Consider the following 18,798-nt stretch of genomic DNA (forward strand, 5'->3'; position numbering starts at 1 on the left):
GGCTTTGCTTATTTTCAGCTATCCTGTTTTACGCAAACATTGCATCTAGCTCTTTATCGGTAAACATTTTGGACTGCTTCAGCAAGCTTTTAACGCACTCTCGGAATGCTTCTTTGTTCACCGTTTTCAACGCAGTATCCTTGTACACCAGCGTGATAACACAATGTAGCTGCTGGATAAGGTCAACGGCAGAGAGCTGTGCATAGGTGTTCCCATCTACAAGCTGTATCCGAACATCCCGGAAACGCGACCAATCCCGTCCGTACTGGCAGATGTACTGCTGAATCGTATTCCGCATGACATCTATGGCATATATCACGAAACGCGGCAGCTCCTATGGTGTCCGCTATACTTACCAAGACGAGCAGGGTAAAGACTGCAACAAATGGGAAAGTTTTTCTACAAAAGAGGAGGCAACAAATCGCAAAAAACAAATCGAACATGAACTTGCAAACGGAACGTTTCTGATTCCATCCACGGAGAAAGTGCATCGTTCCAGCTTTCCACCGGAATAGCCGCAAACAGAAAGTGGTGCGCACTCTGTGCAATAGCGGTAACCTCGCTTTCCATGCTTTGCAGCTCATGTTCACCGGTCATTTGGAGCAGTAGGTATTCTGCATGGGCTTCGCCGTAAATGCGGCAAGGTCTGTTCCCGATTTGCATTATCTGTGCAGTCACTGTAGCAGCCTCCTGACAAAATTTTGGTAAGCCCAGTATAGCAACTGAAAAATCATTTTGCAATTCGAAAGGCGTTCGCATTCGCAGCAAGCAGTGCAAGTTGGTACCAACTTGCGATTTTTGAATCGGATTTTTTAAAATCCAATTTCAAAATGCTTGTTGGGAAATCCCAAACCCTTTCAGATCTGCACCGTACCGATGCAGGCTGCGCGTTTTTACAAAACGCTTTTTGGTGCGCCGTAGAAGCGCGCAGCCATCACGGAAGCATGATAATTACAGGGTTTGAGGTTTCCCAATAAGTGCGCAGATGTATATACGTCTGCATTGCTTAAGAAAAAAGCCAAACCTCAAGCAGTACAGGATGTACGGTGAGATTTGGCTTTTTAACATCAGCTGGTTTTCTGATTTTCATTCATGATCCTTCTGGCTCGGCCGCACGTGGTGTCCTCAAAGGTTTCATCCTCGCTGAATCGCAGCCAATAGGGGGCTTCCATCAGGCAGGCATTGGTGCGCTTGACGATTTCCCAAGCGTTGTAGTCCGGCAGACCCAGCACCTGTGCAATCAGCGAGGCCATCACCTCAGAATACGGCTCATACCCAGCGGTTCCGGCCTCTGTAATGGAGTTGCCCCTGACCATGAAAAGCTGGTCGTCTACATGATGCCAACTGTATTATTAGCATATCCCATGCGCTGCAAGCGCCTCAGCTATACCATCATGGTCACGATCGGTAGTATGCCTGGGCAGATGCTTCTTCAGCAGCTCCGGTGCATTGCTCATCAGATAGCCGTGACCAACAAGCTCCAGCATTTCCACATCATTGTAGTTATCCCCAAAGGCAACAGCATCCTTCGGGGAGATATCCCGCAGGGCGCAGATCCTTTTCACGGCTTCTCCCTTGGTCGTTCCTCCGGGCATGATTTCCAGCAGAGCATTCGATGATTTGACAATTTCGTATTGCGGAAACTGAGCCTTCAATGTGGCTTCTATGGTGTCTGTCCAAGCGGGAGCACAGATGAACAACAGCTTATGCACTTCATCGGCGATCATATCCGCGATCACGCCCTGCTGGGCGGTCGCCTTAACGATTCGCTCTTCCCGTTCAATGCGCGGATCCGTACGGTCCGGTGTGACCCACTGGTCAAACGAGTATGCACCCCATGCCATATCAAAGTGCTGCTGCGCCGTAAAGTCAAGGATTTTTGCTGCTTCTGCTCGGCTCATCCCGCGGTGATAGATGATCTGTCGCTCCTCGTTCAGTATCAGGCTTCCACTATAGGAAACAATACTACACCGCAGGCCGTATTTCCTCACAATGGGTTCGATGCCAGAAGGACTGCGCGCCGAGATAATAACGAATGGGATCTCCTTTTTTTGCAGGAGCTTCAAGGCCCGAAGCGTCCTTGGCGTGATCTCCTGACGAGAATCAAGCAGCGTTCCATCTACATCACTAAATACGATTTTAAGGTCGTCCATGATCGTTCTTTCCTGCGAAAGCATTATTAAAAATATCCGTTGTGTCGTCCGGCTCCTTATCTTGTTTGTTAGCTCTTCGCCACGCCGGTCTCGCGGGCAGCCTTTGCCACGGCATTTGCCACAGCCTCGGCCACGCGGGGGTCGAACGCGCCGGGGATGATGTTCTCCTCGCTGCGGTCGGCATCGGTGATGAGGTCTGCAATGGCGTAGGCAGCAGCCAGCTTCATCTCATTGTTGATATCCCGTGCGCGGACGCTGAGCGCGCCCTTGAACAGGCCGGGGAAGCACAACACGTTGTTCACCTGATTGGGGAAGTCGCTGCGCCCGGTGGCCATCACCCGCACGCCGCCGGCCTTCGCCTCGTCCGGCATGATCTCCGGGGTGGGATTGGCCATGGCAAAGACGATGGCGTCCTTGTTCATGGTCTTGCACAGCTCGGTGGTCAGGATGCCGGGGCGGGACACACCGATGAACACGTCGGCACCTTCCAGTGCTTCCTTCAGGCCGCCCTTGACCTGACGGGGATTGGTCACCTCGCCCAGCCAGTTCTTGTGGGCCTCGGCGCTGTTGCAGCCCTTGTACAGGGTGCCGAACTGATCCACTGCAATGATGTCCTTTGCGCCTGCGGTCATGAGCATCTTGATGATGGCAGTACCGGCAGCACCGGGACCGTTCAGCACGATGTGCACATCCTCCATCTTCTTGCCCACCACACGCAGGGCGTTGATGAGGGCAGCGGTGACAACGATAGCGGTGCCGTGCTGGTCATCGTGGAACACCGGGATGTCCAGCTCCCGCTCCAAGGTTTCCTCGATTTCAAAGCACTCGGGGCTCTTGATGTCCTCCAGATTGATGCCGCCAAAGGTGGGCGCAATGGCCTTGCAGGCAGCAATGACGCTGGCAGCGTCGTGGGCGTCGATGCAGATGGGGAAGGCATCCACGCCGCCGAACTCCTTGAACAGCACGGCCTTGCCCTCCATGACCGGCAGACCGGCTTCCGGGCCGATATCGCCCAGACCCAGCACGGCGGTGCCGTTGGAGACAACGGCTACCATGTTGCCCTTGAAGGTGTACTTATATACATCGTCAGGGTTTTCCTTGATCTTGCGGCAGGGCTCGGCCACACCGGGGGTGTAGGCGGTGGACAGGTCGTCACGGGTGGCGACCTCCACCTTACTCACGATGCCCACCTTTCCCTTGTGGGTCTCGTGCATTTCCAGAGCTGCTTTATTGTAATCCATTTGAATTTCCTCCTATTGGTTCAAAACTCATTTTTCCAAGGACTTTCATCGCTGTAATCGTGGGAAATATAATCGTAAATATAGCCGATCTCACTGTCCGGCAGGTTGATGCGGTACTGCTCGGCAATGTTGGCAAAGCAGCGCCGCGCCAGTGCCACAAAGTCCCGGTGCTCTTCACAGAAGCGTTCCAGATCACGGTAGCTCTTGATCTCCTCTTTTTTCACCAGCCGCTCGATCAGGCAGCTGATGTGCAGGTTCAGACCCACCACGGTCTTGGGCTGGAAGTGGGAGCCAAGCGCCCGCTGCATCTCCTCCAGCATATCTGCTACCAGCGAAAGCACCCGCGATGCATTCAGGATGGTGAGCGATTCCACCACGTTTTCCAGCGAGAACTGATTGACCAGATTCTGCTTGAAGTGCTCGAACTCTTCCTCGGTCAGATAACCGCTGAGGCCGCTCTTGATCTTATCCAGTCCGCGCTGGGTGATGATGTCCTCCACGGCCACCACCGGGAAATCCGCCGGGCCAAGCTCCATGGTGGACGCTGCAAACAACACGTTGCAGGTGTCCCAGTGGCCATTCTGACGCAGCTGCTCATAGGTCTGCACATCGTAGCACAAAAAGCGCGCGTTTACCTTCGTGTTCAGATGATTCAGGCTGTGCATGAACAGCTCGCTCACCTTTGCAGCGACGTTGCTGCCGCTCTCGCTCACAAACAGGATCACATCCTCTTTGCGGGCTTTTTCCAAGATCTTATAGCGGATCTGCGAAGCATTTTTGGCATTTTCCAGAACCTCTGCCAGCGGCATCCCGTCCAGAATATGGCTGCCCACCGAAAGTGCCATCGCTGTGGAAACATTGTTGATGATCCCGAGGTTGACATTCGGCAGGTCGTCCAGAAGCTCGGTGATGTTTTCCAGTGAGCCGAGGTCTACCAGGATCAGCACATCGCGGTTCTCGTTGAAATAAAGGATCTTTTTGACCTGACTGACGATCTCGCTGACCGGCACATCATAGGGCATATCGATGGCGTTGAACAGATACTTATGCAGCATCTTGTTGCACACGTCTGCAATGCTGCTGGCCGTAGCGTAACCGTGGCAGATGATGAACGCCTGCACTGGCAGCTTGTTGCCGGGGCGGTGCAGCACCTCCACAAAAGCGCTGATCATCAGGATGCCGATGGACGAGAAATGCACATCGGTGGTGTTCTGCACCATCAGCAGCAGATCACTTGCCACCGCAAAACTGTAGGGCGCATCCCGCCGGACAGCCTCGGTCAGGTCTGCCACCAGCTGCTGCATCTCGGCGTTGTCCTCCGGCAAGGCATCATCGAACACATTGCCGAAATACACCCACCGCGCCAGCATCAGGATAAAGCTGTTGGGGAAGCCGACGCCGTACAGCTCATGGATGCGCTCCGAGATGCGCAGCATTCCCTGTTCGATGCCCTTGATGCGCTCATCTGCGATCTTGTTCTGGAACAGGATATAGTTGTTGTACTCCTCCAGCCGGTGCACCATGCGGGTGCAGAATCCGGCACATTCCAGACTGCCCTGTAAATACAGCCGCCCCTGCTCCCGGATCTCCTCCAGCAGACGATGCTCCCTTTCAAAGCCGCAGTCCTCCCGCAGGTCGTCCAATGTCAGCGGACGGTTCTGCGCACCGGCCTCCGGCAGCAGCAGGCAGCTCTCAAACACGGCATCCGGCAGCACCGGCAGACCGATGCAGATGTCGCCGTCCCGGCTGCGGGAGTATGCATTGGTGCAGCTGGTACGGATGACCTGCTCCAGCTGACCCACGTTCCGCTCATACGGATACTGCATCAGCATCTGGTATGCCTGACCCGTCACCTGCACCCTGCGGCCGATGCGCTGCTCCTCCTGCATCAAAAAACGATAGATGAGCCGTTTTTTCTCCAGCAGCGACCGGGTGCGCAGCGGCAGAAGCTCTGCCTGCACCGGCACACTGTTCTTGAGCGAGGGCGGCACCGTCTGCACACCGAAGATCAGGCGCGGATACTTCGCGCCCAGCTCCGGCAGCACTGCCGTTAAAAAGCGCACCGCCTCGGCCTGCACACTGCTCTCCAGCTGGTCAAAGCCGTGCAGGTACAAAAAATCGCTGCCGGTGCCAGCCTCCAGCCTGCGTTTGAACGAAGCGGCAAAGCCGGTGCCGCCCGGCTCTGCTGCGCCCCACATGGCGCAGTCCAACTCGGCAAAACGGCTCTCTGCCGGCACGACCTGCTTTTCCTTTGCATACTCCCATGTCTTGCCGGCCAGCAGACGCTTGCCGGTGCCTTTTTCGCCCGCCAGCACCAGCGGCAGACCGGTGGGCGGATACTCCACCGCCACACGGCATTTTTCCACGGCGGATTTCAGACTGAGGTGATAGCCGATGACTCCCGCAAAGCAGCTGTCCGCACGGCGGCCATGGTTCAGATCCTGCTGCAGAAACTGCAGATCCTCATATTCAGAATCCAGCGTCTGAACGTTGAATTTCCGGCTCAGCGTCTCCCGCAGGAAATAATAGACCGGCCGGGTATTGATCTTGACCATCCAGCCCTCTTTGAAAAACTCGTTCAGGTACTGGCTCACCGTGTTGCGGCTGATGTGCAGCACCGCACCCATTTCCTGCGTGGTAAACGGTTGCAGCACCTCAAAGTTCACCTGTCCGGTCTGCTGTTCCAGATAGTTGTACAGCTCCTGCTGGGTCGGATTCAGCTTCTGCAGATTTGCCATTGTCACCTTTGCTCCTGTTGTTTTTTACGCTCAGCCCTTGTTCAGAAAGGGGACTACCAGCTCCGACCACACATCGTCGAAGAATTTTTTACTGTCCAGCGCCTGCACCGTGATCACCGCTTTGCTCTTGGGCACCACCACGATGTACTGACCATACATACCGTCTGCGCGGTAGGATTCGTCGTCCGGGTTCGTCCAGAAGAAATAGCCGTAGCCGTGCTTGGGGGCATTGACCGGGTACTGGTTTTTTTCTGCCTCATGCAAATATGCGGGGTCCAGAAGCTGCTCGCCGTTCCAGCAACCGTCGTGCAGCAGGAACTGCCCGATGCGGGACATCTCGTCAATGCTCAAAAACAGGCCGTTCGCTCCGGCAGAATGTCCCATGGGGCAGGTGAGCCAGTCCGGGTTGCCGATGCCCAGCTTATCAAAAAAGCGGGGCGTCATGTAGTCCTTTAGGGTACAGCCCGCAGCGCGCTCCACGATGCAGCTGCACATATAGCTGTTGAAATTGTTGTACTCGAACCGAGTGCCCGGCTCGTAGGGGAACGCATTGCGCAGAAAATAATCCTGCCAGTCCCTGCACTGCAGCCGCTGCGCATCATTCCAGAAGAACATTTTATCCTTGGAGCCGCAGCCCATCTTCAGCAGATCCCGCACGGTCATGCGGCGCAGGTTCGGTGCAAGCTCTGCGGGGTCATACTCCGGATAGAACCTGAGCACCGGGTCGTCCAGTCGCAGCAGCCCCTCCTGCACGGCAAGCCCCACACCGATGGAGGTAACGCTTTTGCTTACCGAATAAGCGTGCAGGCGCGTAGGCTTATCCAGCCGGGCATAGCTTTCCTCCAGCGTATCATTGCGCCATGCCTGCACAAAGTTGATGACGATATCCTTCTGCTTCATTTTCGCAATAAATTCTTCGGTACAGTTCATTGCAGCCTCCTGATAAGTGGGAAAGCGGATGTCAGCCCACGCTCCCATCCGCTTTCCATTTTACTATAAAATCGCCGTCTTGAAAAGTTCTGCTCAGAAAATACCGATAGCAGTGAGCAGCACACTGACTACGATGATGCCCAGCAGGATCGTGTTGGGCTTTGTGCCCTTCTTGAGCAGCCTGTAGACACCCAGCGTGGTGAACAGCGAGAGCATCTTGGGCATGATGCCGTTGATGACATCGATCAGCTTGATGGCGTTGTCGCCGCTGCCAATGGCAACGACCGGGTTGATGCTGACCATGGAGGCCGACATGCCGCCGATGACCAGCAGGCCGATGATGGCTGCCGCGGTAAAGATCTTTTCGGTCAGACCCAGTTCCTCAAAGCGGTTCAGCGCCTTCATGCCGGAGTTATAGCCCCAGTGGCAGCCGAAGTAGCGCACCAGCACGTTGGGGATGTTGAACAGCAGCAGGAACAGGAACGGCGCAAACAGGTTGCCCGTCAGTGCCAGCGAGCAGGCGATGCCGCCGGCCAGAGGACGCAGGGTGCCCCAGAATACCGAGTCGCCGATACCGGCCAGAGGGCCCATCAGGCCGGCCTTGACCGAGTTGATGGTGTTGGGCTCAAAGTCTTCCTGCGTGGCGTTCTCCTCCTCCATGGCCGCTGTAATGCCGAGGATGAAGGGGCAGAGCATGGGCGTGGTGTTGAAGAACTCTGCATGGCGCTGCAGCGCCTCTGCCAGATCTTTCTTTTCCGGGTACAGCTTCTGCAGGACAGGGGACAGTGCATACTGCGCACCCTGGCTCATCTGGCGCTCGTAGTTAAAGGATGCATTGACCGTAAAGGATCTCCAGAAAACCTTGTTGATATCGCTCTTGGTGAGCAGCTTTTTCTCGTTATTAGAAGTCATCGTCAGCACCTCCGTCAACCACAGCAGTATTATTCGGCTTGTTCTGGTCGTTGACCAGCATCAGAGCCACAATGATCACGCCCAGCAGTGCAATGCCCAGCACGGGAACATTGAGGTATGCAGCCAGCAGGAAGCCCAGCAGGAAATACGGAGCAACCTTGGGGCTGATGAGGATCTTGCCCAGCATAGCAAAGCCCAGTGCAGGCAGAATGCCGGCAGCCACAGAAATGCCGTGGATGATGAATGCGGGGATGATGGCCAGGAAGCTCTGCACCGCGTCGCTGCCGCAGTAGAAGCAGATGGCGATGACCAGAGACATGACGATATCGTAGGAAAGGAAGCTGATCATGTGCATGGCATTTACGCCTGCGGCGTTGCCTTCAGCCGCATATTTATCAGACTTATGCAAAAACCAGCTGCGGGCGGTCAGATAGAAGGTGTTCTTGATCAGCAGAGCCACCGTTGCAATGGGCAGTGCCAGTGCAAGGGCTGCTTCGGTGCCGTTGCCGGAAACGATGGCCAGCGCAGTGCCCAGAATGCCGCCTGCGGTGATCTCCGGCGGCAGCGCTGCGCCGATGGTCACGTTGCCCATGAAGGCCAGCTCCAGCGTAGCACCCACGGCCAGACCCGCGTTCACATCGCCCAGCACCAGACCGACCAGCGGGCCCATCACGATGGGGCGCTGGATCATGGAGTTGCCGACGCCGCATTCCAGAAAACCGATAAAGGAAACCAGTGCGATCAATAATGTCTTTACAAGCATGTTGTTCTCCTCCTGTTCTTGATGGATCAGGTCAATATCTTCTTGGCATCACTGGGCACTACCTGGATGAACACCTCAATGCCCTCCGCGGCGGCCTCGTGCAGCAGCTTTTCCTCTTCGTCCGACACATAGACCGTGGGGGACAGCGCGTGGCGATCCGGCGCAGCCTTTGTGCCGCCCAGATTGATGCTCTTGATCTGGGTGGTCTCCCGCGCCAGACGCACCGCATCCTTGACATTGCCGGTCACGATCATCAGGCTGTACTTGTCCGTCTTGCCTTCATTGATGGCGGCGATGGAATCATCCACCGTCTTGATGACGAGTTTGGCATTGTTGGGCTTGCCCAGACGCAGCGCAGCCTTGCGCACATCATCGGTAGCGGCCGCATCGTTTGCGATCAGGATGCAGTTGGGGTTCAGCTGGCCACACCAGCTGAAAACCACCTGACCATGCAGCAGACGATGGTCAACGCGCAGTAGTTGGATCATAAATTTTTTCCTCCTTATCAGAAATCTTCTTCTTTACTGACGAACTCCGGCTGCTGAATGGAAGCCTGTGCCTCTGCGATGCCGGTTCTGACCAGTTCATCCAGCGGCAGCTCCTCCTCGGTCAGCAGAGTTGCGACCAGCGTCAAATTCATTCCGGTGATCACGCGCACACCAGGCTGTGCCGCAAAGACGACAGCTTCCTTATTCACGCTGCCACCCAGCACATCCGTAACGATGACGCATTCTCCGTCTGCCTGACGGAGCATCGCCTCCAGTGTGTCATGGACATTGCACTCCGGCGTTGTGTAGGCATCGAACGCCTTGAGCGCCTCCTGTTCTCCCAGGATCATCTCCACCGTGTTCTTCATGCCGGATGCCAAATGTCCGTGTGACGCTAGGATTACAGTTCTCATATGCATCCCTCCTTGTGCTTGCAGTATACACCCTGCACAGTTTTTATTTCATTGTGACAGTCTTTTTGGTAATTAAACCCCGCGCTTTCGACACTGTTCGCGCTCTCCTCGACACTGCTGCGATAAAACCGTGCATACAAGCACCGGTTTCCATCAAATTTCCCAGAATATAAGTCCTACTATCACCGCTTTACTGCAATAAAATTTGCAAAACCATCTTGACGCGCCCTGCGATCCATGATACCCTTTATCGCAAATCCCACCAATTTTGTAGAAAAGTACAGAGCGGCGAGGATTTATTCCCCATGAAGATTTTTACCGCCCCGCAACACACCCGATCTATTTTGCCGCCGTTTCACCCGACAAAATCATCGCTGCGCTGCGTGGGCGGTATTTTTCTTTTTCACAAATAAAATCTTATGTAGTTGTTCAATCTTCCAAAATTTGTTTTCGGTTGTTGACTGCACAACCGTAAAGTGTTATTCTTGTGCTTGAAAGAAGCAGGTTGTAGTGTCCGCACTGCGTCCGGCTTTCTTCATACTGCACCTTGAATTCTTCATAAGCCGTCTGAACGAGATACTGTGCCATGACCTCACACTTTCTGTGGGCGAGCCGGACAACGCCGCTGCACAAACAGGGGCAGGAACTGCGTTCGGTGTGAACGGTGACCATGAGCAGGGGCTTTGCCTTTTCACACGTTTTGCTCTGCAAAATTTTCAACGTGCATTGCGGTTCGACTTCTGAAATTTTCAGTGTTGCACGGAAAGGGCGAAAGCAAGTATCGACCTGTGGCCACAAATTTTCAATGCTTGAAAAATTGCTGTCCACTCAGTCATCCTTGTTGGGGAGTGCCTTCCCCAAACCCTGCTCTAGCTTCGCACCGTTGGTGCGAATGCGGCGTGTCGCATTACATAGCCCTCTCCATCCCGGAGCGGGCATTTATCATTTTCACAGGAGGTCGAATATGGCTGAAATGAAAAGTCCGAATGTACACGCAAAGAAGAACCGCAATGACACGCCGCGAAAACGAAAGACACACATCATCAAAGTCCGAGTGACCGCAGAGGAAAAACTGCGGATCGCATACGCCTGCAAAGAACTCCACCTCACCCAATCCGAACTCGTCCGCCGCGTCCTGTACGGCGTGAACGTCAAGCACACCGTTGTGGTGGCGCAGGGCGGCGAGGATGCACTGGCGGCGCTTGCCGCCTTGTCTGCCCAGTGCAGCAAGGTAGGCAGCAACCTCAACCAGCTTGCACGGCACTTCAACTCCGGCGGCAAAGACACCGAGCAGCTCCGGGCACAGATTCTGGAGGAACTGTCCGCACTCACGAGCTTTCGGCTGAAAGCCGAAGAAACGGTTGGTGAACTGTATGGCAACCATCAAGCATTTAAGCTCGAAGAACTCTAACTATGCCGCCGCCGAAAGCTATCTCACCTTTCAGCACAACGAGTACACCGGTCTGCCCATTCTGGATGAGAAGGGCAGACCCAAGCTGCGGGATTCGTACCTGCTCGACACCCTTGAGTGCGGCGAATCCTCGTTCGCTATGGCCTGCCTGATTGCCAACCGCAAGTACGGCAAAAACGGCGGGCGGGAGGACGTGAAGACCCATCACTACATTGTGAGCTTCGACCCGAAGGACGCAGTAGAGAACGGTCTGACCATGGAGAAGGCACAAGCCCTTGGCTTGCAGTTCTGCAAGGACAACTTCCCCGGTCATCCCGCCATCGTCTGCACCCACCCGGACGGTCACAACAGTGCCGGGAACATCCACGTCCACATCGTCATCGGCAGCTTGCGTGTCCGCACCGTGGAACGGCAGACCTTCATGGACAAGCCGTGCGACTGGGAAGCGGGCAAGAAGCACCGCTGCACCTCTGCCATGCTCCGGCACCTCCGTGTCGCAGTCATGGAGATGTGCGAGCAAGCCGACCTGAACCAGATCAACCTGCTGGAAGCCAAAGGCGACCATGTTTCGGAGCGCGAGTATTGGGCACAGCGGCGCGGACAACGCCGCCTCGACCATGCCAACGCCAAACTTGCCGCCGAAGGGCAGCAGCCCACCCAGACCGTCTATCAGACCGAGCTGGACAAGCTGCGAAAGCAGATCTACGCTGTGCTGAACAAGACCACCACCTTCGAGGAATTTTCTGCATTGCTCATGCAGGAACACGGCATCGCCGTGAAGGAGAGCCGAGGCCGGTTGAGCTACTGCCCGCCCGGCCGGACAAAGTTCATCACCGCCAAGAAACTGAGCAAGAAGCTGGAAAAGGAGCAGGTACTGACCGCCCTCTCTCAGAACATCCAGCTTACCGCCATCATCCAGCCCAGCAGCGAGAAGAAACCGGATAAGATCAGGAAACTGGTTGACATTCAGGCGAACGTTACTGCGGGCAAGGGCATCGGCTATGAGCGTTGGGCGAAAAAGTTCAACCTCAAACGCTGGTCGCAGACCTTGTGTCTCATGCAGGAGAAAAAGCTGCTCAGCGAAGATGCCCTGAACCAGCGCATTGTCGAACTGAAAACCCAGCACGACGATGCACTGGCGGTGGTCAAAGACTTGGATGCCCGCATGGTCTCCCTCAAGGAGCTGCGCGGGCATCTTGTGGTCTATCGGCAGTACAAGCCTCTTGCACAGAAGCTCCAGACGGTGCGGAACCACGCCAAGTTCAAGGAGCAGCACCGTGCAGAGTTTGCCGTGTACGAGGCCGCTTGCGCCTATTTCAAGGCCAACGGGCTCAGGACACTGCCGGACCTCAAAAAGCTGGATGCCGAATATCAGACCCTTTCCTCGGAGAAAAACGGGTTCTACACCCGCTACAAGAAAGCGCAGATCGAACTGCGTGAACTCCGCACCGCACAACAGAACGTGGAAGCCTTCTTCCGCAAGGAAGAGCGCAGCCACACCGTACCGCAGCAGGAGGTCAAATGAACAACACTCTGACGGATCGATGTGTGAATAAACCCAACCTCACCCACGCCCCTCACCGGGCTTCGTCCTTTCGCCTGTACCCCACCCATTGGGACGGAGGGTAGCACCTCTGTCTTTTCGGACGTAAAGAACGCCATCTCGACCCGGCAGGCAGCGGAGCTGTACGGCTTAGCCGTAAACCGGAACGGTATGATGTGCTGCCCCTTCCACGGGGATAAACACCCCAGCATGAAGGTGGACAGCCGTTTCCATTGTTTCGCCTGTCAGGCAGATGGCGATGTGATCGATTTTGTCGGCAGACTTTTTCAACTTTCTCCCTATAAGGCCGTGGAAAAGTTGAAGAACGATTTCGGCATGGCACTTGCCGACGGCAAGGTGCGGCTTGCTCCCCGCAGACCGCCCACCGTCCGGCAGCAGCTGCTGGACTATTACCGCTGTCTGCAGCGTTGGCGGATCCGATACGCACCGCAGTCACCCACAGAAGAACTTCACCCCTGCTTCCTTGAAGCGATAAAGAACCTTGACATCGTTGAATATTATCTGGACTGTTCGGTGCTCCCGGACCCGAAGACCGAAGACGAGCTACGGAAGTATTGGGAGGGATTGCATGAGCGACTGGAAAAAGAGGAACGACGATTGGCGTGATGAGGACGAACTGGAAGAAGAGGAAGAATGCGAATGCCCTTGGGTAGACAGTAAGGGCAAAGTGCGTGAAACCGCTTACTGCCAGTACCTTTTAGAGAAACACCCCATGATGTGCCTGAAACAGAAGCTGTTCGACCAGAACGGCGAGGTAGACGAGGATGCACTGCTCTACGAAGTCCACAGCGACCTCCGTGACTTTGTGCTCGACAACCTTGCCAAGAAGGAGAAGCAGGTTCTGGACGCACTCCGTATCGAAACCTATACCCCTGAATGGAAACCCCAGCTTGACCGCATCCATCTCCAGAACGGAACCTACTTTCTGGACGAGCGGGGCTTTGTGCCGGAAAAGGAACTCTGCCTGAACCGGCTCCCCGTGGAATACCAGCCCGATGCCCCCGCACCGACCAAGTGGCTGGAATTTTTGGACGGTCTGCTCATCCCGGAGGACATTCTGACCTTGCAGGAATACCTTGGCTATCTCCTGATCCCGTCTACCAAGGCGCAGAAGATGCTGGTCATGACCGGCAAGGGCGGCGAGGGAAAATCCCGCATCGGCTTGCTGCTGAAGAAGCTGTTCGGGGAAGCCTCTCACTCCGAATCCATCCTCCGCATCGAAACGAACCGCTTTGCCAGTGCAAATCTGGAGTATAAGCTGGTCATGGTCGATGACGATCTGAACATGGTGGCTTTGCCCGAAACACGGAACATCAAGTCCATCGTCACCGCTGAAGACCGTTTGTGCATCGAGCGGAAAAACAAGCAGGCTGTCCAAGGCCTGCTGTACGTTCGTTTCATCTGCTTCGGCAATGGCAACCTTGTGGCTGCTCACGATGACAGCGACGGCTTCTGGCGTAGACAGATTCTCATCACGGTGAAAGACCGTGACCCTGCCCGGGTGGATAATCCCTTCCTCATCGAAGAGCTGTCCGAGGAGCGTCCCGGCATCCTGCTGTGGATGCTGGAGGGGTTACACCGTCTGCTGGCGAACCGCTATCAGTTCACCATCAGCGAGCGCTCCATCCAGAACCTCGAAGCAGCCATGGCGGATAGCGACAACCTGACCCAGTTCATGCAGGCAACGGCGTATGTCCGCTTCAAGCCCGACACCGAGGAACGCTCCACCTATCTCTACCGCGCCTACACCAAGTGGTGCGAGGATAATCTGGAATCACCTGTTCCGCAAAAGAAGTTCAGCCAGTTCCTGCTGAAAAATGCAGGGAAGTATGGCCTGACCTTCTCCAAGCACATCGAGGGAAAGTACCGCGGCTTCCGGGGCGTATGCGTCCACCCCGCCTTTGCTGCGGCATAAAACACACGAAAAGTGAAAAACTCCCGCCCTACGCGCCCTAAAGCCATGGTTTTGACTTGTTATCGCTGTTTTCTCCGGGCGCGTATCTGCCCTTTCCGGGCGGATGCAGGGCGGCAACACGCCCTTCGGAGCGGGAGAGAAACCAGGATGCGCCCCAAGAGGGCGCGTGCATCCCAGCCATGCGCCCCATAAAATCAACACAGAAAGGTACTTTTGTGTGGTTTGGGGCGCGTAGGGCGCGTAAATTCAAGTTCTCGCACTTTTTTGGGCTGCTGCTTCGGGTCAGGAGTGGCAGGCCCTTACATATTTACCGGCCCACAAGGGTGCAGCTCAACCGGAGCTGCACCGGGTCTGGAGAAGTGCAAAGGAGACATGCCTATGACGAATGTCCGCAAAAATTCCGCTAAACTGACCCGTGAGGACTTGAAAATCGCGCCCGAATCCCCTACAATGAAATTGTCCGAAACCCCTGCCGTAGAACCTTCTGACCAGACCAGAAAAACCGTCCGACACGCCCCGCTCGTTTACCGGGTGGAGGAGATTGCCCAACTGTTGGCAATCTCCAACCGTGCTGCGTACAATCTGTGCAACACCACGAAAGACTTCAAGGTGATTCGCCTCGGTACCAGCATCCGGGTAAGCAAGCAGAGCTTTGACGATTGGTTTGCTGCGGTCTGAGGGAGGGAACATCTATGGCATCTATTATGAAACGTGGCAACACGTATTCCGTCCGATACAACTACAAAGATCATGCTGGCAAGCCCTGCAAGGGCTGGGAAACCTTCAAGACCAAGGCCGAAGCGCAGGAGCGCAAGATCACGGTGGAGAAGGAACTGCTGGACGGCACCTTCCTCGTGCCCGACACCATGACGGTCGAGGAGATGCTGTACAAGTGGATCCCCATTCAGTCCAGCAAACACAAGTGGTCTCCCAAGACCTACACCCAATCTGTGGCGATGGTGCAGAACCTCATCGTGCCGTATATCGGAAAGCGGAAGGTGCAAGACCTCCGCACCTACGACATTGAGCAGTTCTACGCCACTCTGAGCCAGACCCCTTGCGGCCAGTACGTTCACGGCGAAAAGCAGGAGCTGACGGAAAATCAGAAGAAGCGGCTGTTATCCAGCACGTCCATTCACGAAGTCCACACGCTCCTGAAGACTGCCTTTTCGTATGCCGTTGACTGGGATCTGATCCACAAGTCGCCTACTCCCCGTGAAGCCCCCAAGATCAACACCGAAGAACGCACCATCTGGGATGAGCGCACCATGTTGGCGGCGCTGCAGACCATCGAGAACCCCGCTCTGCATCTGGCTGTGCACATGAGCATGATCCTTTCCTTGCGAGAGGGTGAGATCCTCGGCTTGCAGCCGGGAGACCTCGACTTTGATGCAGCAGACGGGCGGGGAACCATCTCGGTGAACAAAGCCCTGCAGCGTGCCGACAAGGTTGCCTTGTCCAAGATCGACCCCACCCAGATCTACCACACCTTCCCGGACAGACGGGAGGGGAGTAAGTCCTCGCTGATCCTCAAGCGGACCAAGACCAAAAAGTCCAACCGCATCCTGTACATGACCAAGCCCTTGAAAGAGGAGCTTCTGGCATGGCTGGAAAAGATGAAGCAGGACGAGCAGAGCGCCCCGGAAAAGTACAGCAACTGCGGTCAGCTGTTCCGCTTACCAGACGGCTTACCCATTGCCCCGGACGTTCTGACCAAGTGGTACCGTATGTGGCGGGCAGAGCACCCGGAGTTTGAGAAGATCGTGTTCCACGGTCTGCGCCACTCCAGTGCCACCTACCAGCTGCTGCAATCTGGCGGTGACTTCAAGTCGGTGCAGGGCAACACCGGCCATGCAACCGCCACCGTCCTGATGGACACCTACGCCCACACGCAGGACAAGCCCCGGTTGGAGTTGACCGAGAAGATCGAAGCCGACTTCTACACGCAGGATGTGGCCGGTGCAAAGCCGCAGGAACCCCCGGAAAACAAAACGCCGGTGGCAACAAAAATCACGGGTAAAATGATCCTTGAAGCCATCCGGCAGATGGACGCAGAGGAACGCCGCGAGCTGACGCGGGTGCTCTTCGCGTAAAATTCTCTTTTTTGTGCAGCGAAATACACGCTGTGCAAGCGATGCAAAGAATTCATGGCTTTTTTGTAAAGTGTGCAGGAGATGTGCAAAAGTGTGCAGCCCCTGCCAGAAAAACAAAAAAGCCATGAAATCTTTCGATTTCACGGCATTTTCTGGTGCGATGGAAGGGACTCGAACCCCCGGCCTACTGATTCGTAGTCAGTCACTCTATCCAGCTGAGCTACCAACGCATACGTTCCGTCCGGAACAAGATGTATTTTATCACTCGGTCATGGTTTTGTCAACACTTTTTTGCAATTATTTTTATTCTTTTTGACCACGATCGTTTTTCACGCGTGTGCACGGCATTTTTCACAGGCTTCCTTTTGCGTCCATCGCCGCGCTTTCTGCCCGCCGCCTGCACAGCAGGGCTCCGTTTCGGTATTTTTGTTCTGTTCCTCTTATATGGGCATCCTGCGGCAGACGCTTTGCGCCCGCAGGGTCTGCGCACTTTTCCGGCAAAAAGCCGTTCAAAGCGCAAAACCAGCATTTTTTATGATTTTTCTTGTATCGCTTTTGTCATTCTTGTGTTATAATAACCTTACTATATGTTTTAATCTGTGTCCGTGCAGGGGTACAGGAACTTTGCGGCGGGCGTCGATCAGGCGCCGAGCCGCCGGGTTTTCTCTGCAGCGAGACACCACGGAGGGTAGATCCTATGAAACTGGTAAGCGTGGAAACTCCTGAAAAGAGTGTCTGCAAAATGACCTTCAGCGCCAGCCCGGAAGAGCTGGAAGCTGCATCCAATGCCGTTTATGAGCGCACCCGCGCCTCTTATACGATCCGGGGCTTCAAAAAGGGCGAAGCTGACCGTGCACAGATCGAGGCTGATCGCGGCGAACACACCTTCTGGTACGACGCCATCAACGATCTGATGGACAAGGACGTGCCCGCACTGTACGATGCTGCGATGGCAGAGCACGGCTTTGTGGCTGTTGCCGATCCCGTATACGATCTGGTGAGCGTGAAAAAGGACGAGGGCTTTGTGGCCACTGCCACGGTTGCTCTGCAGCCTGAACTGAATCTGACCAAGACCACCGGTTTTGTGTCCGAGTGCGTTACCCCTGAGGTGTCCGACAAGGAGATCGACAATGTGCTGGAGCGTCACCGCGCGGCTGCCGCAGAGCTGGTGCCTCACAAGGGCCCTGCCGTGAAGGGCAACATCGTACATATCGATTACGAGGGCCTGCTGGAGGGCAAGCCCTTCCAGGGCGGCACCGCACAGAATCAGGCTGTTCAGCTGGGCAGCGGCCGCATGATCCCCGGCTTTGAGGAGGGCATTCTGGGCCACAAGGCAGGCGAGGAGTTCGAGATCTTTGTCACCTTCCCCAACCGCTACCACGCAAAGGATCTGGCCGGCAAGCCGGTGGTGTTCAAGGTCAAGCTGATCGACGTCTGCGTGCGCCAGATCCCTGCCCTGAACAGCGATTTTGCCAAGAAGGTGGCCAATCTGGACACCATGGACCAGCTGCGTGCGCAGGTCCGCCAGCAGCTGCACGACGGCAAGCATGCCGCCGCGCTGAACCGCGCCAAGAATCAGATCCTGACCCAGCTGGCCGATGCCTCCGAGGGCGAACTGCCCAGCGTGCTGGTGGAGACCACTTACCAGCAGCAGATGGAGCAGATCCAGCAGCAGCTGCAGATGCAGCGCCTGAGTCTGGACCGCTACCTGAGCCAGATCCACGAGACCCGCGAGAGCTTTACCGCCAAGGTCCGTTCTTCTGCCGAAAAGACCTCCCGCGTGCACATGGCTCTGCTGCAGATCGCACAGCAGGAGAACCTGCTGCCCACCGAGGAAGAGATCGAAAAGACTCTGGCCGAACGTGCAGAGCGCTCCAAAAAGACGCTGGACGAGGTCAAGGCCAACTCCAACATCCCTGCCATGCGCCGCAACGAGGGCATCCGCAAGGCTGCTGACTGGGTGATCGAGCACTCCACCATCGAGGACAAGGCAGAGAACCAGTAAGCGCAGACGATCTGGAATGCGCGCCGCTTCGCTCTGCGCATATTCAGTGGAAAAATCATTTATAATAGAGCAATGCCGGGCGGTCTGCGGACCGCCCGGCATTGCGTTTTCACGGGAAAGGTCGTGGAGGAAAACAGCATTTGCTGGTCAGGACGAACTCCTTCCTTCAAAC

At 55.5% G+C, this 18,798-nt stretch carries 19 protein-coding genes and 1 tRNA gene; 8 read left to right on the top strand and 12 right to left on the bottom strand.

What is annotated here, in order from left to right; translation table 11 throughout:
- Positions 1-399: 399 nt before the first annotated feature.
- The 11 genes from ACNSPV_RS05905 to ACNSPV_RS05955 form a co-directional block, all read right to left on the bottom strand.
- The gene (locus tag ACNSPV_RS05905; RefSeq protein WP_418268259.1) at positions 400-678 is read right to left on the bottom strand and encodes a hypothetical protein; all 279 of its coding nucleotides are present in this window, start codon (positions 676-678) and stop codon (positions 400-402) included.
- Between the two features lie 389 nt (positions 679-1,067).
- Positions 1,068-1,316, bottom strand: coding sequence for a hypothetical protein (locus tag ACNSPV_RS05910; RefSeq protein WP_118527432.1), 249 nt, complete (start codon positions 1,314-1,316; stop codon positions 1,068-1,070).
- A 36-nt stretch (positions 1,317-1,352) separates the two neighbouring features.
- Complete coding sequence (locus ACNSPV_RS05915) at positions 1,353-2,153, bottom strand: Cof-type HAD-IIB family hydrolase (protein ID WP_158576320.1); 801 nt, start codon at positions 2,151-2,153, stop codon at positions 1,353-1,355.
- Positions 2,154-2,221: 68 nt separating this feature from the next.
- A complete protein-coding gene (locus ACNSPV_RS05920; RefSeq protein WP_117529931.1) occupies positions 2,222-3,394 on the bottom strand; it encodes an NAD(P)-dependent malic enzyme in 1,173 nt (390 codons plus the stop codon).
- Positions 3,395-3,414: 20 nt separating this feature from the next.
- The gene (locus ACNSPV_RS05925) at positions 3,415-6,132 is read right to left on the bottom strand and encodes a PRD domain-containing protein (protein ID WP_348584192.1); all 2,718 of its coding nucleotides are present in this window, start codon (positions 6,130-6,132) and stop codon (positions 3,415-3,417) included.
- A 30-nt stretch (positions 6,133-6,162) separates the two neighbouring features.
- The gene (locus ACNSPV_RS05930; protein WP_316542595.1) at positions 6,163-7,062 is read right to left on the bottom strand and encodes a serine hydrolase; all 900 of its coding nucleotides are present in this window, start codon (positions 7,060-7,062) and stop codon (positions 6,163-6,165) included.
- 93 nt (positions 7,063-7,155) lie between these two features.
- Positions 7,156-7,974 carry a PTS system mannose/fructose/sorbose family transporter subunit IID gene (locus tag ACNSPV_RS05935; RefSeq protein ID WP_348584190.1) on the bottom strand — a complete coding sequence of 273 codons (819 nt, stop codon included), beginning with the start codon at positions 7,972-7,974 and terminating at the stop codon, positions 7,156-7,158.
- Entirely contained in the window at positions 7,964-8,737 is a 774-nt protein-coding gene (locus ACNSPV_RS05940; protein WP_348584188.1) for a PTS sugar transporter subunit IIC, read from the bottom strand. The genes ACNSPV_RS05935 and ACNSPV_RS05940 overlap by 11 nt, the downstream gene beginning before the upstream one ends.
- A gap of 26 nt (positions 8,738-8,763) precedes the next feature.
- Positions 8,764-9,225, bottom strand: coding sequence for a PTS sugar transporter subunit IIB (locus ACNSPV_RS05945; RefSeq protein ID WP_348584187.1), 462 nt, complete (start codon positions 9,223-9,225; stop codon positions 8,764-8,766).
- Positions 9,226-9,242: 17 nt separating this feature from the next.
- Positions 9,243-9,638: a PTS sugar transporter subunit IIA gene (locus ACNSPV_RS05950; protein WP_249235310.1), complete on the bottom strand. Its 396-nt coding sequence runs from the start codon at positions 9,636-9,638 to the stop codon at positions 9,243-9,245.
- Positions 9,639-10,067: 429 nt separating this feature from the next.
- Complete coding sequence (locus ACNSPV_RS05955; protein WP_348584185.1) at positions 10,068-10,466, bottom strand: hypothetical protein; 399 nt, start codon at positions 10,464-10,466, stop codon at positions 10,068-10,070.
- Positions 10,467-10,602: 136 nt separating this feature from the next.
- On the opposite strand from ACNSPV_RS05955, the gene ACNSPV_RS05960 reads away from it, so the two are divergent.
- From ACNSPV_RS05960 to ACNSPV_RS05985, 6 genes are all read left to right on the top strand, one after another.
- Positions 10,603-11,049 (top strand): plasmid mobilization protein, encoded by a 447-nt coding sequence (locus tag ACNSPV_RS05960; RefSeq protein ID WP_348584184.1) that lies wholly within the window; start codon positions 10,603-10,605, stop codon positions 11,047-11,049.
- Positions 11,012-12,574, top strand: coding sequence for a relaxase/mobilization nuclease domain-containing protein (locus ACNSPV_RS05965; RefSeq protein ID WP_348584183.1), 1,563 nt, complete (start codon positions 11,012-11,014; stop codon positions 12,572-12,574). The genes ACNSPV_RS05960 and ACNSPV_RS05965 overlap by 38 nt, the downstream gene beginning before the upstream one ends.
- Positions 12,575-12,766: 192 nt before the next feature.
- Positions 12,767-13,219 (top strand): CHC2 zinc finger domain-containing protein, encoded by a 453-nt coding sequence (locus ACNSPV_RS05970; RefSeq protein WP_255536403.1) that lies wholly within the window; start codon positions 12,767-12,769, stop codon positions 13,217-13,219.
- On the top strand, positions 13,182-14,528 hold the full coding sequence (locus ACNSPV_RS05975; protein WP_005937058.1) for a DNA primase family protein: 1,347 nt from the start codon (positions 13,182-13,184) through the stop codon (positions 14,526-14,528). The genes ACNSPV_RS05970 and ACNSPV_RS05975 overlap by 38 nt, the downstream gene beginning before the upstream one ends.
- 372 nt (positions 14,529-14,900) lie before the next feature.
- Positions 14,901-15,206, top strand: coding sequence for a helix-turn-helix domain-containing protein (locus ACNSPV_RS05980; RefSeq protein ID WP_097791241.1), 306 nt, complete (start codon positions 14,901-14,903; stop codon positions 15,204-15,206).
- A gap of 14 nt (positions 15,207-15,220) precedes the next feature.
- Positions 15,221-16,621: a site-specific integrase gene (locus ACNSPV_RS05985; RefSeq protein ID WP_156062345.1), complete on the top strand. Its 1,401-nt coding sequence runs from the start codon at positions 15,221-15,223 to the stop codon at positions 16,619-16,621.
- 153 nt (positions 16,622-16,774) lie between these two features.
- Here ACNSPV_RS05985 and ACNSPV_RS05990 read toward each other — a convergent pair.
- Positions 16,775-16,851 (bottom strand) — tRNA-Arg (locus ACNSPV_RS05990).
- 21 nt (positions 16,852-16,872) lie between these two features.
- On the opposite strand from ACNSPV_RS05990, the gene ACNSPV_RS05995 reads away from it, so the two are divergent.
- Positions 16,873-17,196 carry a hypothetical protein gene (locus ACNSPV_RS05995; protein WP_348584182.1) on the top strand — a complete coding sequence of 108 codons (324 nt, stop codon included), beginning with the start codon at positions 16,873-16,875 and terminating at the stop codon, positions 17,194-17,196.
- Positions 17,197-17,318: 122 nt separating this feature from the next.
- The gene (gene tig, locus ACNSPV_RS06000; RefSeq protein ID WP_348584181.1) at positions 17,319-18,626 is read left to right on the top strand and encodes a trigger factor; all 1,308 of its coding nucleotides are present in this window, start codon (positions 17,319-17,321) and stop codon (positions 18,624-18,626) included.
- Positions 18,627-18,798: the final 172 nt, after the last annotated feature.

The organism is Faecalibacterium sp. 3 (assembly GCF_048323735.1).
GTDB lineage: Bacteria > Bacillota > Clostridia > Oscillospirales > Ruminococcaceae > Faecalibacterium > Faecalibacterium wellingii.

Coding starts and splice junctions, on each gene's coding strand:
- ACNSPV_RS05910 (WP_118527432.1), bottom strand. CDS start 1,316: ATGGTCAGGGGCAACTCCATTACAGAGGCCGGAACCGCTGGGTATGAG.
- ACNSPV_RS05915 (WP_158576320.1), bottom strand. CDS start 2,153: ATGGACGACCTTAAAATCGTATTTAGTGATGTAGATGGAACGCTGCTT.
- ACNSPV_RS05920 (WP_117529931.1), bottom strand. CDS start 3,394: ATGGATTACAATAAAGCAGCTCTGGAAATGCACGAGACCCACAAGGGA.
- ACNSPV_RS05925 (WP_348584192.1), bottom strand. CDS start 6,132: ATGGCAAATCTGCAGAAGCTGAATCCGACCCAGCAGGAGCTGTACAAC.
- ACNSPV_RS05930 (WP_316542595.1), bottom strand. CDS start 7,062: ATGAACTGTACCGAAGAATTTATTGCGAAAATGAAGCAGAAGGATATC.
- ACNSPV_RS05935 (WP_348584190.1), bottom strand. CDS start 7,974: ATGACTTCTAATAACGAGAAAAAGCTGCTCACCAAGAGCGATATCAAC.
- ACNSPV_RS05940 (WP_348584188.1), bottom strand. CDS start 8,737: ATGCTTGTAAAGACATTATTGATCGCACTGGTTTCCTTTATCGGTTTT.
- ACNSPV_RS05945 (WP_348584187.1), bottom strand. CDS start 9,225: ATGATCCAACTACTGCGCGTTGACCATCGTCTGCTGCATGGTCAGGTG.
- ACNSPV_RS05950 (WP_249235310.1), bottom strand. CDS start 9,638: ATGAGAACTGTAATCCTAGCGTCACACGGACATTTGGCATCCGGCATG.
- ACNSPV_RS05960 (WP_348584184.1), top strand. CDS start 10,603: ATGGCTGAAATGAAAAGTCCGAATGTACACGCAAAGAAGAACCGCAAT.
- ACNSPV_RS05965 (WP_348584183.1), top strand. CDS start 11,012: ATGGCAACCATCAAGCATTTAAGCTCGAAGAACTCTAACTATGCCGCC.
- ACNSPV_RS05970 (WP_255536403.1), top strand. CDS start 12,767: ATGTGCTGCCCCTTCCACGGGGATAAACACCCCAGCATGAAGGTGGAC.
- ACNSPV_RS05975 (WP_005937058.1), top strand. CDS start 13,182: ATGAGCGACTGGAAAAAGAGGAACGACGATTGGCGTGATGAGGACGAA.
- ACNSPV_RS05980 (WP_097791241.1), top strand. CDS start 14,901: ATGCCTATGACGAATGTCCGCAAAAATTCCGCTAAACTGACCCGTGAG.
- ACNSPV_RS05985 (WP_156062345.1), top strand. CDS start 15,221: ATGGCATCTATTATGAAACGTGGCAACACGTATTCCGTCCGATACAAC.
- ACNSPV_RS05995 (WP_348584182.1), top strand. CDS start 16,873: ATGTATTTTATCACTCGGTCATGGTTTTGTCAACACTTTTTTGCAATT.
- tig (WP_348584181.1), top strand. CDS start 17,319: ATGAAACTGGTAAGCGTGGAAACTCCTGAAAAGAGTGTCTGCAAAATG.